Consider the following 16,981-nt stretch of genomic DNA (forward strand, 5'->3'; position numbering starts at 1 on the left):
CGGCTATTGATCCCTAAGCAAGCCCCCCGATTAGCGGGCGGTTGCGCGAGAAAATTTGGTTTCCATATTGCGGGCCAGGATCGATAGCGGCCAGCACAGAATGAAATAGACAGCCGCCACCGTGCCAAACACCATGAACGGACTGAAGGTCGCATTGTTGATAATCTGGCCCTGCCGGGTCAGCTCGGTAAATCCGATGATGGCCGCAAGCGATGTGCCCTTGATCAGCTGCACGAGGAAACCGACCGTCGGCGCAACCGAAATGCGCGCAGCCTGCGGCAGAATGATATAGCGCATGCGGTTATAGTAGCGCAGGCCGAGCGCCGTTGCCGCTTCACGCTGGCCCGGCGGCACGGCGTCGATACAGCCGCGCCAGATTTCGCCGAGGAAAGCGCTGGCATGCAGGGTCAGGGCGATGGCCGCTGCAATCCATGGATTGATGCCAAAACCGAAAATATTGAGCCCGAAGAACACTAGAAAGAGCTGCATCAGCAGCGGCGTGCCCTGAAACAGACGGATGAAGCCAAGCGCGATATAGCGCAGCACACGATTATCCGAGACCCGCATCAGCGCCACGATCATGCCGCCAAAGCCGCCGCCCACAAAGGCGATGGCCGAAAGCGCGATGGTCCACTGGGCCGCATAGACGATAATGAGAAATTCGTTCCAGCCGAAAGGTCTGATCATGGCCTTGCTCCTATCGGCTCAGCGGATATTTGAACGCCAGTTTTTCGATCAGCGAGAACACCGCCGAAAAACCAATGGACATGACGAGATACATCAGCGTGATGACGATATAGACCTCGAAGCTCGCGAAGGTCGCAGACTGGAGATCGTTACCGGCGGCGGCCAGTTCGTTGGCGGAAATCACCGACACGACGCTTGATGTCAGCATCAGATAGATGAACTGGCTGGTCAGCGACGGATAGACCGTGCGCAATGCCGGTTTCATGATGATGTAGCGGAAGACTTGCAGGCGCGAGAGGCCAAGCGCGGTGCCCGCTTCCACCTGCCCTTTATGGATGGACTCGATGCCCGCGCGGATGATTTCCGTGCCATAGGCACCGAAATTCACCACCAGCGCCAGAAGTGCCGCACTATTGGGCGACAGGCGCAGACCTGCCGAGGGCAGGCCGAAGAAGATGAAGAATATCTGCACCAGAAACGGCGTATTGCGGATGATCTCGATATAGGCGTCGATGATAAAGCGCACCGGTTTCGAGCCGGATGTCTTGCCCCAGGCGCACACGATGGAAACGACCAACCCGAGCACCATCGCGCCGACAGAAAGCTCAATCGTCTGCCACGCGCCGAGAAGCAGCTTGTCCATCGACGCGAATACGGGCGCGAAATTGAAATTGTACAATGCTGGAACCTCCCGGTCGGCGAATTGGCTGTCTTCCTCCAGATCAGACAAATTTAGATCGATCTAAATTTGTTTAGCCCGTCTCGTCAATCATTAATTTGGATGAGACGATCAAATCTCCCGTCAGCCTGCAAGGCGTCCACAGGACTGGCGAACCTGCAAATAGGTCTCGCTGACAATACGCTGGGCCGGTCTTTCCGGCTCGGCGAGGCGCGAAAGCAGCAATCGGGCCGCGTTTTCGCCGACTGTCACCGGGCGTGTCGCGACCGAACTCAAGCGCGGACGGGTTGCTTCGGCATCGCTGACATCATCAAAGCCGATCAGCGAAAAATCCTCCCCGATTTTTCTGCCGCAGTCATAAAGCCCAGCTGACAAACCAAGCGCTATCACATCGTTAAAGCAGATCGCCGCCGTTGGTTCCGGCCCGTGCAGAAACAGAAGCGGTGCGGCCTTGGCAATTTCCGGCATGGTACTGGGCAAATGCACGATCAGTTCCGGGTCCAGCCGCTTTTCCAGCATGGCCTCCCGAAAACCCTCGACGCGTTCGCGATAGGCCGAATGCACCGGCCCATGTACCGCAAAGGCGATGGTCTTGTGCCCCAGCCCGGACAGGTGATTGACGGCCTGCCGCATACCGCCCGCATAATCGACCCCGGCATAGTCGATCCTGTCCGTCACGTGGCGAAGAACCTGCACGACAGGAAGTCCCCAATCAGCAATCTGTTCGATGAAACCGGGTTCGGTTCCAGCCGTCAGCGACACGATCACGCCATCGACACCATGCTCGCGCATGCGCTGCATCAATGTGTTCTGATTGGCAAAATTCTCGTGGCTGTTGGCCAGCAGAACGACCATGCCCGCCTCACCGACAATACGATCAATGCCCGCCAGCAGCTCGCCATAAAAGGGGTTGCCCAGTGTCGGGACAATCACGCCGACCGTGTTCGAGCGATCGGCCCGCAGGCTCGCCGCGCCCATATTATAAACGTAGCCGAGCTCTCGCAGCGCCTTCTCGACCTTCTCCCGCGTCGCAGCGCCGACCAGTGGGCTCTTGCGAATGACAAGCGACGCGGTAGCCCGCGAAACATTCGCATGGCGCGCCACATCAAGAAGCGTAACCCGGCTTTTCTTACGGTCGTCGGTCAGCATGGTTCACCTGTCTCTTCTCAACCGTTCCCGGACCAGATTCGGAGCCGGTATATTCAATACAGACAGCTGAAATGGTCAATCCTTAGACGTTCAGTTGACCTGCGCCGCGTGGAGTTGCTGATAGCGTCCCCCCGCACGGGCCACCAGCTCGTCGTGAACGCCCTGCTCGATGATGCGCCCTTCTTCCACCACAACAATCCGGTCTGCATTGACTATGGTTGCTAGCCGGTGTGCGATGACCAGCGTGGTGCGACCTTCAGAAAGATCGGCAAGGGATTGCTGGATCGCCCGTTCAGTTTCGGTATCCAGCGCCGATGTCGCTTCATCGAGGATCAGGATCGGCGGGTTTTTCAGAAAGATGCGCGCAATAGCCAGACGCTGCTTCTGGCCGCCCGAAAGCTTGACGCCGCGTTCGCCCACAACCGTATCCAAACCGGCAGGCAATGCGGCAATCACATCATCAAGACGGGCGCGGCGCGCCGCTTCGAGGATTTCTTCCTCCGAGGCCTCCAGCCTGCCATAAGCGATGTTGTCGCGGATCGTTCCGGCAAACAGGAAGACATCCTGACTGACAATGCCAATATTGGACCGCAGCGATTTCAGCGTCATGTCGCGAATATCGATGCCATCGATGCTGATCGCGCCTTCGGTTACTTCGTAAAAACGCGGCAGCAGAGAGCAGATCGTCGTCTTGCCCGCCCCCGACGAGCCGACAAAGGCAACCGTCTCGCCCGGCCGGATCGACAGCGTCAAATGGGCAAGCAGCGGCTTTTCCAACCGATAACCGAAGCTGACGCCGTTATATTCGATATCGCCATGCAGACGCCGCACGGAAATGGCGTCAGGCCTGTCGGCAATATCCGGCTCCGTGTCGAGAAAAGCAGAATAGCGCTGGAAACCGGCAATGCCCTTCGGATAGGTTTCGATGATCGAATTGATCTTTTCGATGGGTCGGAAGAAAACGCCGATAAGCAGCAGAAAACCGACGAAACCGCCTTCCGACAGCTGGCCGCGCACGACGAACCAGGCGCCTGCGAGCATGACGATGATCTGGACAAAGCGCATCGAAAGATAAGACAGCGACATCGAAGCCGCCATGATCTTGTAGGCGCGCAATTTGGTCGTCAGATAGTTGCGATTGCTTTCCGCAAACAGCCTGCGTTCATGGTCCTCATTGGTGAAAGCCTGCACGACGCGAATGCCGCCGACATTTTCTTCGATCCGCGCATTGAACTCGCCGACGCGGCCATAAAGGGCATGCCAGTTCGAGGTCATCCGGCTGCCATAGCGGATGCTCACAATCGCCGTCAGCGGAACGACCAGCGCGGTAATCAGCGCCAGCGGCACATGAATCCAGAGCATCAAGGCGAAAGCACCGATCAGGGTCATGACGGCGATGAACAGGTCTTCGGGGCCGTGATGAGCCACTTCGCCGATCTCTTCCAGATCCTTGGTCAGTTTGGCGACCAGATGCCCTGTCTTCTGATCGTCGAAGAAACGAAACGACAGTTTTTGCAGATGGTCGAAGGCCTTGCGCCGCATCTCGGTCTCGATCTTGATGCCAAGCATATGACCCCAATAGGTCACAATGACCTGCAAACCGGCGTTGAGAATATAGATCGCAAGCAGCCCAGCCACCGCAATGGCAATCAGCCCAAGCTGGTTGGTTGGCAACAGGCGGTCGATGAACAGCGTCACAGCAATGGGAAAGGCCAGCTCCAGCAGGCCCGCAAGGACGGCGCTGGAGAAATCAAGCGCAAACAAGCCCTTGTGCGGTTGATAATAGGCAGCAAAGCGCTTCAGCAAACTGGTCATCGAAATCTCGGCTTACACTTTAGAGCGGCTCCGGTTAAAACGGAATCGTGGAACCGCTCTATCTATTTGTTTTTACGCATTATCCTACGTATCGAAGCGGGATCAGAAATCAGTCCAGTGAACTGATTTCCCCGCGTAGACGCTACGCACTTTTGCTGGAAATGCTCTAGGGCGGTGTTCAAAGAGCTCTGAACACGCGCCCTTCCCTAATGCCTGTTAGCAAGTATTTTGTACAGCGCGGCATTTAGTTTCTCATTCCCCTCAACTTAATAGCCCAGGGCGGTCACAGATTGGGCAAAAGGCTCATGAGATTGTCGATCAATGGGGAGTGGTTGCTCTTCATGGAAGCGAGCGCCAGACGTGCGGAAAGCGGTTCGCCTTCAATCGGTCGGTAGGTCACGCCCGCAAGCCGGATCTGCGCAATCGCGGTCGGCACGATGGAAACGCCAAGGTCGGCAGCGACCAGATTGACCACCGACGGCATTTGCGGCGCTTCCTGCGCGACGATCATTTCAAAGCCGGCATTCCGGCAGGCAGCAACCACGTCGTCATAAAGGCTGAGACCCACCATACGTGGAAACAGCACGAAAGCCTCGTTTGCCAGTGCTGAAATCGGCAATGTTTCATGCACCGCCAGCCGGTGATGGCTCGGCAGAGCGATCAGCAGCGGCTCATCGGCTAGGCGCTTCATCCGCACATCCTTCGGGTTTTCCAGACCGGGCCGAATAAAAGCTGCATCGACCTCGCCGCGCACAAGCTTTTCCATCAGGAGGCTGGTGTTCATTTCGGTGAGCGTCAGCCGCACCTCCGGCCAGCGGGCGCGAAACTGTCGGATCGTTCCGCTCACCACCGGGTTGAAGGCCGATGATGCGGTAAATCCGAGTGCCAGACGCCCCGTCTCGCCCCGCGCCGCGCTCTGCGCGGCAAGCTTGGCTTTTTCGGCAGCGGCGACAGCCGCCTTCGCTTCCTCACGAAAGGCCGTACCCGCCGCCGTCAATTCCGCGCCATGGGGGACCCGGTGGAAAAGAGCGACGCCGATTTCGTTCTCCAGATCGCGGATCTGCTGGCTCAAGGGCGGCTGGCCGATCCCGAGATTGGCCGCCGCGCGCGTGAAATTGCCCTCGTCAGCGACAGCGAGAAAATATCGAAGGTGGCGCAATTCCATCGGTATATCCAAAACATATCACAATTGTCTGTTCCATATATTAGACAAATGGGGCGCTTTTGACTAGATCAAGGTTCGGGAGGATTTGAAAAGGCAAAGTCATGTCCCGCGTCCAAGAACGCAGTCTCGATAGCGTTAGAACAGCAGACAGCACCCTCAAGCTGGTCACGGCTCCGACATCATCTGCAGCAGCACCGGAAAAAAAGCACTATCTGGTCAAGGGCACGCCCGCATTTCGCAATGCCAGTGTCGCGCTCTTTCTGTCAGGCTTTGCAACGTTCTCGCTGCTCTATTGCGTGCAGCCTCTGATGCCGCTCTTCGCGCATGATTTCAACATCACGCCTGCGGCAAGCTCGCTGTCGCTTTCTGTGGCCACGGGCTTTCTGGCCTTTGCCGTTTTCTTCGCGGCTATCGTTTCCGAACGCTTTGGCCGCCGCTCGCTGATGTTTGCCTCCCTGCTCGGTTCAGCACTTTGCACCATCGCCGCCGCCCTCGTGCCGGACTGGCACATGCTTTTGGCATTGCGTGCCTTGCAGGGCCTTTTGCTCGGCGGCGTTCCGGCGGTTGCCATGACCTACCTTGCCGAGGAAATCGACCCGCGCGGCCTGGGCGCGTCCATGGGTCTCTATATCGCGGGCAACGCCTTTGGCGGCATGGCGGGCCGCGTCATCACCGGAACGCTGGCTGAATTTTTCTCCTGGCGCGTCGGCCTTGCAGGCATGGGGCTGCTCGGCCTTGCCTCGGCCATCGGCTTTCTGATGCTCCTGCCCGCCTCGCAGAATTTTACCCCCCGTCCAGGACTGAATGCGCGGTTTCACCTCAGCGCCTGGATCGGCCATATTCGCAATCCGGCCCTGCCGCTGCTCTTCGCCATTGGCTTTCTGGTCATGGGTTCGTTTGTGACGGTCTATAACTATATCGGCTTCCGTCTTGTCGCCGCGCCTTACAGTCTGAGCCAGACGGCGCTTGGCGCCATTTTCTCGGTCTATCTGTTTGGCATCGCCGCATCGTGGATCGCGGGCCGGATGGGCGACAGGCTTGGCCACTTCATTGTCCTTCCCATCGGTCTCGGCCTTGAAGCGACCGGCGTGCTGCTGACACTGTTTGCGCCCTTGCCGCTGATCATCGTCGGCATTGTGTTTTTGACCGCGGGCTTCTTCGTCAGCCACTCTGTCGCCAGCGCTCTGGTCGGACGGCTGGCGCTCCATACCAAGGGTCATGCGTCGTCGCTCTACCTCCTGGCCTACTATCTCGGTTCCAGCATTGCGGGATCTGCTGGAGGTATATTCTGGCTTGCCGGTGGCTGGAACGCGGTGACGGAATTCACCTTCGCCATGCTAGCCATTGCTTTTGTCGCATCGCTCGCCGCGGCTCGTTTTGCCCGCCGGGATTGATAATACTCCCACAATTGCTTAGCAGCTTGTTGGATAGTTGACAGCTACATGGCAATGAACGGAGGCTGTCGGCTCGGTGCTGCTGCCCAATACGGCTTATTCTGCCGAGAGAACCGTTCGTCACCTTCTTCAGCAAGATCGTCCGTATTCTGCATTCGATGGCTGTTTCCGGTTCCGCGCCTTCGGCTCTCGCCAAGATGAACAGGAACGGTGTTCCCTTTATCGGCATTGCGGTCACTGCCGTCGTGACGGTGATCGGCGTGATCCTCAATGCGCTCGTGCCTTCGGATGCCTTCGAAATAGCGCTCAATCTCTCCGCACTTGGCATCATCACCGCATGGGGCGTCATCGTGCTCTGCCAGCTGAAGCTCTGGTATCTTGCGCGCCGGGGCGAAATCGAACGGCCTGATTTCAAGATGTTCGGCGCGCCCTATACAGGCATCCTGACGCTTGCTTTCCTGCTCGGCGTGTTGGTTCTGATGGCATTCGATTATCCGGTCGGCACCATGACCATCGCCTCGCTGCTGATCATCATCCCGGTCCTCATCATCGGATGGTATATGATGCGCGACCGTATCCATAGACTTGCTGCAGAACGTGCTATACATGCTGGCACCTAGTTTCAGGGACTGTTAATTCGATGGGAGTGGTGAGAAGCTATCCGTTTTAAGGATAGAGGCGAACGAAATGTTATTCATTTTCGAAATTTTTCGACGCAGACGCGTGGTGAATGGGCCAAATCCATCAGGCGCTGAAATGCCGGGACGAGTGATTGGCAATCTACTGCGTCGAGCCGCTCATCAAAAAAGAGAGAACGGGCGAACCACCCCCTTCTTCGCATCTTTCCTGACAGCTCTGGTCATTTCGGGTGCCAGTTTATTAATAGGTCCTGAGCCTGCAGCAAGTGAGGGAAATGTGAATACAGCGCCGATCAAGCCCGTGGTGGCGGTCATCGCCACCGGGGGCACCATTGCAAGCAAACGCGGTGATGACGGCGCAAGCACGCCGACATTGTCCGGCGAAAACCTGCTCGCGCTCTTGCCTAATCTCAATGTCGACCTGCGCCCCATCGACCTGATGGCGAAGGATTCCTCGTCGCTTACTCTGGTGGACATGCAGCATATCAGCGATGCGGTCGGCAAAGCGCTCGAGAATGCCGACATCAACGGCGTTGTCGTCCTGCATGGCACCGACTCCATGGAGGAAACGGCGCTTCTTGTGCAGCTCCAGCACCGGCTTGCAAAGCCGGTCATCTTTACCGGCGCGCAATTTACAGCCGATAGCCCCCGCGCCGATGGCCCTGCCAATCTGGCCAATGCGGTAAGGCTTGCCATGGATCCGGGCAACGCCGCACGCGGCGTGCTGATCGCTTTTGGCGAACGGGTTCTCCCTGCATGGGGGACTTACAAGGCCAGCAGCGACAACGCCGATGCGTTTCGTTCAGCGCGTATGCTGGATGCGCTGCCGGAAATGAAGCTACCGTCAGCGATTGGTGGTAGCCGTATCGATACGGTTGCCATTTATCCCGGCTGTGATGCCACTCACGTCGCGGCAAGTGTCGCTGCGGGCGCGCGCGGCATCGTTCTGGCAGCCCTTGGCTCCGGCAATGCGACACCGGATATTGTCAAAGCCGTCAAGCTTTGCACCGAACAGGGCATCCCAGTCGTGGTATCGAGCCGCGTCCCGGAAGGTCTGCTGACGCCCGGCTATGGCGGCGGTGGCGGCGGGCACGATCTCGCTGCGGCAGGGGCGATCCACGCCCGCACACTTCGTCCCGGTCAGGCGCGCATTCTGCTGGCAGCACTGATCGCCAATGGCAGCTCGAAAGATGCAATCATTCGCGCCTTCAGTGACAGCCAGTAACCATAAGAAAAGGGCCGGATTGCTCCGGCCCTTTGTTTTGCTGCAAGCTGCGGTCACTCGCCCGGCACAAGATGCGGCGCTTCGATCTTCGCGCCCGAATGTTTGAGCGGGCGCTCGCCGCTCAGTTTGCGGATCAGCACATAGAACACCGGCGTCATGAAGATGCCGAAGGCCGTCACGCCGATCATGCCCGCGAAGACCGCGATGCCCATTGCCGAGCGCATTTCCGCACCCGCGCCGGTGGAGGTAACCAGCGGCACCACGCCCATGATGAAGGCCATGGAGGTCATCAGGATCGGGCGCAGACGCAACCGGCTGGCCTCAACGGCGGCCTGCACCACACTTCGACCGGAAAGTTCCAGCTCACGGGCAAACTCCACGATCAGGATTGCGTTCTTCGCCGAGAGGCCGACAAGGACTATCAGGCCAATCTGGGTGAAGACATTGTTGTCACCCCCCGTCAGCCAGACGCCGGTGAGTGCAGCCATGATGCCCATCGGAACAATCATGATGATCGACAAAGGCAGGGCAAGGCTTTCATATTGCGCGGCCAGCACCAGATAGACGAGCAGCAACGCCAGCGGGAAGACGAGGAAGCCCGAATTGCCAGCCAGAATCTGCTGGTAGGTCAGATCGGTCCATTCGAAGGCGATGCCCGCAGGCAAGGTTTCCTGCGCGATCCGCTCGATGGCCGCCTGCGCCTGACCAGACGAGAAGCCTGGGGCCGGGTTGCCATTGATATCGGCAGACAGGAAGCCGTTATACCGGATGGCCCGTTCCGCGCCCACAGTCTGCTCCACCTTCAAGAGCGCCGACAGCGGGATCATCTCGCCCGATTGCGAACGAACCTTCAGCTTGCCGATATCTTCGGCATGGCCACGATAATTCGCATCGGCCTGAATGCGCACGCTGTAGGTGCGTCCGAATGCATTGAAGTCGTTGACATAGAGCGAACCCAGATAAATCTGCAAGGTTTCGAACACGTCGGTCACAGCCACACCCAGCTGGCGCGCCTTCACACGATCCAGATCGGCATAAAGCTGCGGCACATTGATCTGGTAGCTCGAATAGAGACCGGCCAGTTCCGGCGTCTGATAGGCCTTGGCGAGAAACGCCTTGGCGGCATCGTCAAGCGCGCGGAAGCCAAGCCCGTTGCGGTCTTCAAGCTGCAACTTGAAGCCGCCCGTTGTACCCAGCCCCTGCACCGGCGGCGGCGGGAACATGGCAATGAACGCATCCTGAATGGAGCCGAACTTCTGGTTCAGCTGCATGGTGATGGCGCCCGCCGATAGGTCGGGCGTCTTTCGCTCCTCAAACGGCTTCAGCGTGACGAAGACAATGCCGGAATTCGACGAGTTGGTGAAACCGTTAATCGAAAGGCCGGGGAAGGCGATGGCATTGGCAACGCCCGGCTGGTCAAGCGCAATATCCGTCATGCGGCGAATGACATCTTCCGAGCGGTCGAGCGTGGCCGCATCCGGCAACTGCGCAAAGCCAATCAGATATTGCTTGTCCTGCGCCGGAACGAAGCCGCCGGGCACCGCGCGGAACAGGACGAAGGTGACGCCGAGCAGCACGACATAGAGGCCCATCACCAGCGACTTGCGCGAGAGAATTGCGCCGACGCCGCGACCATAGGCATTCGAGCTTGCACCGAAGAAGCGGTTGAAGCCACGGAAGAACCAGCCGAACGCCTTGTCCATGAAGCGGGTCAGACGATCCTTCGGCGCATCATGACCACGCAGCAACAGGGCTGCGAGAGCAGGCGACAGGGTGAGCGAATTGAAGGCCGAAATCACCGTCGAGATGGCGATGGTCAGCGCGAACTGACGGTAGAACTGGCCAGTAAGGCCGGTAATGAAGGCCAGCGGCACAAAGACCGCAACCAGCACCAGCGCAATCGCGATGATCGGGCCGGACACTTCCTGCATGGCGCGATAGGTCGCCTCAACCGGCGACAGTCCCTGTTCGATGTTGCGCTCGACATTTTCCACCACCACGATGGCGTCGTCGACGACGATACCGATCGCCAGCACCAGACCGAACAGGCTGAGCGCATTGATGGAGAAGCCGAACATATACATGACCGCAAACGTACCCACGATGGAAACGGGGACCGCGACCAGCGGAATGATCGATGCGCGCCATGTCTGCAAGAACAGGATGACCACGATCACCACCAGAACGATGGCTTCGAGCAATGTGTGAATGACGGATTCGATCGAGGCCTTCACGAACTGGGTCGTGTCATAGACGATATCGAAATCCACGCCTTCCGGCATGGTCTTCTTCAGATCAGCCATGGCCGCATGGACATTTTCCGAAATCTGCAAAGCGTTTGAACCCGGCGCCTGAAACACGCCCATGCCCACCGCCTGCTTGTTGTCGAGCAACGAGCGCAGCGAGTAATCCGCAGCCCCCATCTCGACGCGGGCGACATCGCCAAGACGGGTGATCTCGCCTTCGCTGCCCGACTTCACCACGATATTGGCAAAATCTTCCGGTGTCTGAAGACGCCCTTGCGCATTGACGGACAGCTGGAGGTCGAGACCGGAAACGGATGGTGAAGCACCAATCACGCCGGCGGCGGCCTGCACATTCTGCTGCCGGATCGCGTTTGCGATATCGCTCGCGGAAAGTCCGCGCTCGGCGGCCTTTTGCGGGTCGATCCAGACGCGCATGGAATAATCGCCGCCGCCGAATATCTGCACCTGACCGACGCCCGGAATACGCGCGATGCGATCCTTGACGTTCAAAACGGCATAGTTGCGCAGATAGTTCACGTCATATCGGCCATCAGGCGAGATGAGGTGAACGACCAGCGTCAGGTCAGGCGAGCTTTTGGCGGTGGTGACGCCAAGCGTGCGCACTTCTTCCGGCAGGCGCGGTTCGGCCTGCGAAATGCGGTTCTGCACAAGCTGCTGCGCCTGATCGGGATCGGTGCCAAGAGCGAAAGTGACAGTCAATGTCATGACGCCGTCGGCTGTCGCCTGGCTCTGCATATAGAGCATGCCTTCGACACCGTTGATCTGTTCTTCAAGCGGTGTGGCGACAGTTTCGGAAATCACGGCAGGGTTGGCGCCCGGATATTGTGCGCGCACCACGATCTGTGGTGGCACGACTTCCGGATATTCCGAAATCGGCAGACCTGTCATGCCGATCAGACCGGCCACGAAGATCAAAACCGAAAGAACGCCGGCGAAGACCGGACGGTCTACGAAGAAGCGTGAGAAGTTCATCTTTTATCCCCCTTAAGCGGGAAGGCAAAGACTCTCCCGGCCCGCGGGAACAAGCGTTCTCGCGGACTGAATAGGCTGAGCTTTTGCATTTGCGCGCGTCGTCAGACGCGCAGTTCTAAGTCAGTTTTTAGCGAGTGTTTCGGTTACGGGCTGCGGTGCGACCACCACGCCCGGACGAATGCGTTGCAGGCCGTTGACGACGATGTTCTCGCCAGCCTTCAGGCCGCTTTCGACAATGCGCAAGCCGTCATAATTGCGACCGAGCACCACCTGCCGGTATTCAACCTTGTTGTCCGCTCCCACGACGAAGACGAATTTCTTGTCTTGATCGGAGGCAATGGCGCGGTCGCTCACCACCAGCTTTTCATCCGGTTCCGGCTCGCCGAAACGAATGCGCACAAACTGGCCCGGAATAAGCTTGCCATCCGGATTGTCGATGGCGGCGCGCACGCGGATCGTGCCCGTGGTGGCATCCACTTCATTGTTGATCAGCTGGATATGCCCGGAAATCGGCGTACCGTCATCGGCGGCTGTGCCGATCTGAACCGGAATGCGTTCAATGGCGCTGCCGCCCGGAGATACGGCGAGCTTGGCAAGCGCCTTGGTGACAACTTCTTCATTGGCGCTGAAGCTTGCATAGATCGGGTCGACCGAAACAAGCGTGGTGAGCACCGGAGAAGCGGAGCTTGCGGCAACCAGATTACCCGCGGTGACTTCCAGACGCCCAACGCGACCGGAGATCGGCGCACGCACTTCGGTATATTGAAGGTCGAGTTCGGCGGAGCGGAGTGCCGCCTTGGCAGAACGCAGGCTTGCCTGCGCCTCGTCAAAGGCGCTCGACCGCTGGTCCAGCCCGCTCTGGGCAAGCGTCCGGGTGGTGACGAGCTGACGGCCGCGATCCAGTTCCGTCTTGGCCAGAGCCACGCGCGCTTCTTCGGCGGAAACCTGCGCCTTGGCTTTTTCGACCGCCGCCGCATAGGGTTCGGGATCGATGGAGACAAGCAGATCGCCCTGCTTCACCAGCGCGCCCTCACGGAAATGCGCTTTCAGAATCGCGCCGCCGACACGCGGGCGAATTTCCACCCGCTCGATGGCCTCAAGGCGACCCGAAAATTCTTCCCAGGTCGAAATACGGCGGGACTCCGCCTTGGCAACCGAAACCGGCACGGCAGGCGGCGGCGCGGACATATCCGTCGCTGCGTCCGCCTTCAGATGGGGAGCGCCGAAAAGAATGGCGCCACCGCCAGCTGCAGACAATAGGATACTCAGGCCGGCGCCCCACAGGGCCCGGCGTCCAATGATCGACGTCATGTGTATCTCCTTGCCGGTCAGTGCCGGCTACATTCTGATCGTCAAGCGAAAGCTTGGGAGGACTTTCGAACTGACGTTATGCTGCTATTGCTTTTGCGCCGGCCCGCCGGAAGAAATCCGAGAACAGGCCGACAAGAGCTTCTTTCTGTGGCGACCACTCATGGTCGGCCACGGTGCTTTCCGGTATCCAGCCAGCTTGACCCGGCAGGACATGGGACTGAACCTTCACGCCTGCCTGACGCAGCCGCTCGGCATAGGCCTGGGTCTCGTCGCGCATCGGACATTCGGCACTGGTGACGAGCAGTGTCGGCACCAGACCGGCAAGACGCGTACATAGTGCAGGCGCGGCATAGGGATGGGTGAACCCACCGCACTGTCCGAGATAATGCTGCCAGCCGTCCGACATTGTCTGCACCGCGCCTTCCGGGCAGTATTTGCGGAAAGACGCCGTTGCGAGGCAAGGGTCGAGCATGGGCGAAAGCAATATCTGACCCTTGAGATCCGTCAGATTCTGATCTCGCGCCATAAGCGCCAAACCGGCCGCAATATTGCCGCCCGCCTCTTCTCCGGCGACGAACAGCATCGACTTCTTGTGTGCAAATTCCGGGCAACGCGCACGCATCGAAGTCAAAATGGCATAGGCCACCTCAAGCGCCGCCGGGAACGGGTTGAGACAGACCGACGAGTATTCCGGCGAGACGACCACCGCTCCCGCATCGGCAAGAGCTTCGGCGACACCCTCGCAGGTATCTGGACAATCTGACGAGAAGGCCCCACCATGGAGATGCAGCACCACAGGCGGCGGTGAAAGCAATTTGGCGCCGCGATAAACGCGTGCCGTGCAGGCGCAATTGCCAGCCTGCATTGTTCCAACCGTAAACTTCTCGCACATCTTTCTTGCTTTCGTGTATAGCGGCAAACCGCCATGGTCAGATATTAGCATTGTCTATTATCTGGAATAGTCCCTATGAATTGGTTACACTATCCAAAATTTCGAACAATGACGGTTATTGATCAATGGACCAACTCTCGGCCATGCGCGCCTTTCTCCGGGTTGTTGAAACCGGCAACTTCACACGCGCTTCCGCTTCGCTCAACATGCCCAAGGCAACCATCAGCAATCTCATTCAGGGATTGGAAAGCCATCTTGGCGCAAAACTCCTCAATCGCACGACCCGTCGTGTTCTCGTAACACCGGACGGCGCGCTTTACTACGAGCGCGCGGCACGCCTGCTGGCCGATCTGCAGGAGCTCGACGGCAGCCTCTCCAGCGCGCAGACCTTGCCCAAAGGTCGCCTGCGTGTGGAAATGGCAAGCGCCGTCGCCAATCTGATTGTCATCCCCGCCTTGATTGAGTTTCACCAGCGCTATCCCGACATCCAGATCGATCTGGGCGTATCGGACCGTCCGGTCGATTACGTAGCCGAGAATGTGGATTGCGCCATTCGCATCGGTGAATTGACCGACCAGTCGCTGATCGCCCGGCGCATCGGCGATATGCATTTCATCGCCTGCGCCTCCGCCGAATATCTGGACCGCTGCTCCACACCGCAACACCCATCAGACCTCGCCAATGGCACCTATGCGGTCGGCTATTTCCGCCCCTCGACCGGCCAGCAAATGCCATTTTACTTCAAGCGGGGCACGGAAGAAGTGGAGATCAACGGGCGCTATGTCGTGGCCGCCAACGAATCGACCACCTATCTGGCGGCGGTCCGCGCCGGTCTGGGCGTCGCACAGGCACCTTTGTTCATGGTCCGGGAAGATCTGGAGAAAGGTACTTTACGGACCGTCCTTGAAGACTGGGAGATCGACCCGATGCCGATCTATCTGGTCTATCCGCCCAACCGACATCTCAGCAATCGCCTGCGCGTTTTTGCAGACTGGGTCGTCAAGGTCGTCGCCAAATCGCAGATGGTCGAGCACCGCTGAGCGCGCCCATAGCAATTTCAGAGATCAGTTCTGGAAAATTTATTTCCGGATGCTGGCCTTGACGAACACCCTTTCGCGCCTATTCACATATAAATCCAATTGTATCGGATTGAAACATATGTCTTATTAGCATCTGCTATCAACATCATATCCGTTTACTTATTATCTGACATGCAGTAGCTTCATTATAACTAATATACAGGGAACTCCTTAGCTAACTCCCGTCCATCTCAGACTGCTCGATAATCTGCCCAGAACTGCTTTCGTATCTATTCTTATTCGTTTTGTAATGAGAGGGGACTATGGCGTCAGGCGACAATCAGAAACTTCCGCTTCTCGCGCTCACCGCCATGGTTGTGGGATCGATGGTCGGAGCAGGAATCTTCAACCTGCCCGGTCGTTTTGGCGCGGCTACCGGTCCGTTCGGAGCCATTATTGCCTGGCTGATCGCTGGCACCGGCATGTATATGCTGGCGCGCGTCTTTCAGGTGCTGGCGGAGAAAAAACCCGCCATCGACTCCGGTGTCTTTGCCTATGCCAAAGCCGGTTTCGGCAACTATATGGGTTTTCTGTCCGCTTTCGGCTACTGGCTCGGCAGTTGTCTCGGCAACGTGTTCTACTGGGTACTGATCGGCTCCACGCTCGGACGCTTCTTTCCCGATATCTTCGGCGATGGCAGCAGCATTCCGGCCATCGTCGTTTCGCTTATTGGCATTTGGGCGTTTCACTTGATGATCCTGCGCGGTGTTGAACAGGCAACATTCATCAACACCATCGTCACCGTGGCCAAGATCGTGCCGATCATCGTGTTCATTCTCGTGCTGATCTTTGCATTCAACTATGATCAGTTTGCCGAGAATTTCTTCGGCGGCCCGGACATGCCTGCCAAGCCGCTGATCGCACAGGTGCGCGACACGATGCTGATCACGGTCTTCGTGTTTATCGGTATTGAAGGCGCCAGCGTTTATTCCCGCTTCGCCAAGAAACGTTCCGATGTGGGCACGGCCACTATTCTCGGCTTTGTCGGCGTGCTGGGCCTGATGGTTGCAGTCACGCTGCTGCCCTATGCCGTCATGCCGCAATCGGCAATTGCCGCCGTGCAGCAACCTTCGCTCGCAAGCGTTCTTGAAACGGTGGTTGGCCATTGGGGCGCGGTGTTCATTTCCATCGGCGTGCTGGTTTCCGTTCTCGGTGCCTATCTTGCATGGTCGCTGATCTGCGCCGAAGTTCTGTTTGCCGCCGCAAAATCGGACGACATGCCGAAACTTTTCGCCGCGCAGAACAACAACAGGGTTCCGGCCAATGCGCTGTGGCTGACCAATATCGTCGTCTCATTGTTCGTCATCTCGACCTACTGGTCGCGGGATGCGTTCAACTTCATGCTCGACATGACGAGCGTGACCTCGCTTTTGCCCTATCTGCTTGTGGCAGGCTACGGCATTCTCGTGACCCGTCGCGGCGAAGGTTATGAGGCCGATGCGCGCGGACGCGGGCGCGATCAGGTTTTCGCTTGGATTGCCGCGATCTATACCATCTTCATGTTCATCGCTGCGGGGCTCAAATATGTGCTGCTGGTGGCCGTACTCTTCGTGCCCGGCACGATCCTCTATTTCTGGGCAAGGCGTGAACAGAAGGTGCAGCTTTTCACCACGGTGGAACTGGGCATCTTTGCGATCACCGTGATTGCCGGTGTGATCGGCTTCTACGGTCTGATGATCGGCCTCATCACCCATTGAATGTTCGGGGA

General features: G+C 58.2%; 12 protein-coding genes and 1 pseudogene. 5 read left to right on the forward strand and 8 right to left on the reverse strand.

Annotation, left to right across the window (positions count from 1 at the left end):
* Nucleotides 1-30 precede the first annotated feature (30 nt).
* From JAU75_RS11520 to JAU75_RS11540, 5 genes are all read right to left on the reverse strand, one after another.
* On the reverse strand, nt 31-687 hold the full coding sequence (locus tag JAU75_RS11520; RefSeq protein WP_199056659.1) for an amino acid ABC transporter permease: 657 nt from the start codon (nt 685-687) through the stop codon (nt 31-33).
* Nucleotides 688-697: 10 nt separating this feature from the next.
* The gene (locus tag JAU75_RS11525; RefSeq protein ID WP_199056660.1) at nt 698-1,366 is read right to left on the reverse strand and encodes an amino acid ABC transporter permease; all 669 of its coding nucleotides are present in this window, start codon (nt 1,364-1,366) and stop codon (nt 698-700) included.
* 123 nt (nt 1,367-1,489) lie between these two features.
* Nucleotides 1,490-2,515, reverse strand: coding sequence for a LacI family DNA-binding transcriptional regulator (locus tag JAU75_RS11530; protein ID WP_199056661.1), 1,026 nt, complete (start codon nt 2,513-2,515; stop codon nt 1,490-1,492).
* A gap of 90 nt (nt 2,516-2,605) precedes the next feature.
* Nucleotides 2,606-4,330 (reverse strand): ABC transporter ATP-binding protein, encoded by a 1,725-nt coding sequence (locus JAU75_RS11535; protein ID WP_199056662.1) that lies wholly within the window; start codon nt 4,328-4,330, stop codon nt 2,606-2,608.
* 283 nt (nt 4,331-4,613) lie between these two features.
* Nucleotides 4,614-5,495: a LysR family transcriptional regulator gene (locus JAU75_RS11540; protein WP_199056663.1), complete on the reverse strand. Its 882-nt coding sequence runs from the start codon at nt 5,493-5,495 to the stop codon at nt 4,614-4,616.
* A 101-nt stretch (nt 5,496-5,596) separates the two neighbouring features.
* Between JAU75_RS11540 and JAU75_RS11545 the strand changes: the two genes are divergently transcribed.
* The 3 genes and pseudogenes from JAU75_RS11545 (at nt 5,597) to JAU75_RS11555 (ending at nt 8,752) form a co-directional block, all read left to right on the forward strand.
* Nucleotides 5,597-6,889: an MFS transporter gene (locus JAU75_RS11545; protein ID WP_199056664.1), complete on the forward strand. Its 1,293-nt coding sequence runs from the start codon at nt 5,597-5,599 to the stop codon at nt 6,887-6,889.
* 140 nt (nt 6,890-7,029) lie between these two features.
* Nucleotides 7,030-7,509, forward strand: a pseudogene (locus JAU75_RS11550) (amino acid permease); the annotation flags it as partial.
* Between the two features lie 295 nt (nt 7,510-7,804).
* Complete coding sequence (locus tag JAU75_RS11555) at nt 7,805-8,752, forward strand: asparaginase (RefSeq protein WP_371836158.1); 948 nt, start codon at nt 7,805-7,807, stop codon at nt 8,750-8,752.
* 53 nt (nt 8,753-8,805) lie between these two features.
* Here the strand turns inward: JAU75_RS11555 and JAU75_RS11560 are convergent, their stop codons facing one another.
* The 3 genes from JAU75_RS11560 to JAU75_RS11570 form a co-directional block, all read right to left on the reverse strand.
* Nucleotides 8,806-11,991: a multidrug efflux RND transporter permease subunit gene (locus tag JAU75_RS11560; protein WP_199056666.1), complete on the reverse strand. Its 3,186-nt coding sequence runs from the start codon at nt 11,989-11,991 to the stop codon at nt 8,806-8,808.
* A gap of 120 nt (nt 11,992-12,111) precedes the next feature.
* Complete coding sequence (locus tag JAU75_RS11565) at nt 12,112-13,302, reverse strand: efflux RND transporter periplasmic adaptor subunit (RefSeq protein ID WP_199056667.1); 1,191 nt, start codon at nt 13,300-13,302, stop codon at nt 12,112-12,114.
* Between the two features lie 76 nt (nt 13,303-13,378).
* Nucleotides 13,379-14,194: an alpha/beta hydrolase gene (locus JAU75_RS11570; RefSeq protein WP_199056668.1), complete on the reverse strand. Its 816-nt coding sequence runs from the start codon at nt 14,192-14,194 to the stop codon at nt 13,379-13,381.
* Nucleotides 14,195-14,319: 125 nt separating this feature from the next.
* On the opposite strand from JAU75_RS11570, the gene JAU75_RS11575 reads away from it, so the two are divergent.
* A complete protein-coding gene (locus JAU75_RS11575) occupies nt 14,320-15,234 on the forward strand; it encodes a LysR family transcriptional regulator (protein ID WP_199056669.1) in 915 nt (304 codons plus the stop codon).
* A gap of 302 nt (nt 15,235-15,536) precedes the next feature.
* On the forward strand, nt 15,537-16,970 hold the full coding sequence (locus tag JAU75_RS11580) for a basic amino acid/polyamine antiporter (RefSeq protein ID WP_199056670.1): 1,434 nt from the start codon (nt 15,537-15,539) through the stop codon (nt 16,968-16,970).
* The last annotated feature ends 11 nt before the right edge of the window (nt 16,971-16,981 follow it).

The organism is Ochrobactrum sp. Q0168, from assembly GCF_016427605.1.
GTDB lineage: Bacteria > Pseudomonadota > Alphaproteobacteria > Rhizobiales > Rhizobiaceae > Brucella.

What these genes read in the sequence shown, in the direction of transcription:
- JAU75_RS11560 (WP_199056666.1), bottom strand. Translation starts at nt 11,991, where the DNA reads ATGAACTTCTCACGCTTCTTCGTAGACCGTCCGGTCTTCGCCGGCGTT.
- JAU75_RS11565 (WP_199056667.1), bottom strand. Translation starts at nt 13,302, where the DNA reads ATGACGTCGATCATTGGACGCCGGGCCCTGTGGGGCGCCGGCCTGAGT.
- JAU75_RS11580 (WP_199056670.1), top strand. Translation starts at nt 15,537, where the DNA reads ATGGCGTCAGGCGACAATCAGAAACTTCCGCTTCTCGCGCTCACCGCC.
- JAU75_RS11545 (WP_199056664.1), top strand. Translation starts at nt 5,597, where the DNA reads ATGTCCCGCGTCCAAGAACGCAGTCTCGATAGCGTTAGAACAGCAGAC.
- JAU75_RS11540 (WP_199056663.1), bottom strand. Translation starts at nt 5,495, where the DNA reads ATGGAATTGCGCCACCTTCGATATTTTCTCGCTGTCGCTGACGAGGGC.
- JAU75_RS11520 (WP_199056659.1), bottom strand. Translation starts at nt 687, where the DNA reads ATGATCAGACCTTTCGGCTGGAACGAATTTCTCATTATCGTCTATGCG.
- JAU75_RS11575 (WP_199056669.1), top strand. Translation starts at nt 14,320, where the DNA reads ATGGACCAACTCTCGGCCATGCGCGCCTTTCTCCGGGTTGTTGAAACC.
- JAU75_RS11535 (WP_199056662.1), bottom strand. Translation starts at nt 4,330, where the DNA reads ATGACCAGTTTGCTGAAGCGCTTTGCTGCCTATTATCAACCGCACAAG.
- JAU75_RS11530 (WP_199056661.1), bottom strand. Translation starts at nt 2,515, where the DNA reads ATGCTGACCGACGACCGTAAGAAAAGCCGGGTTACGCTTCTTGATGTG.
- JAU75_RS11570 (WP_199056668.1), bottom strand. Translation starts at nt 14,194, where the DNA reads ATGTGCGAGAAGTTTACGGTTGGAACAATGCAGGCTGGCAATTGCGCC.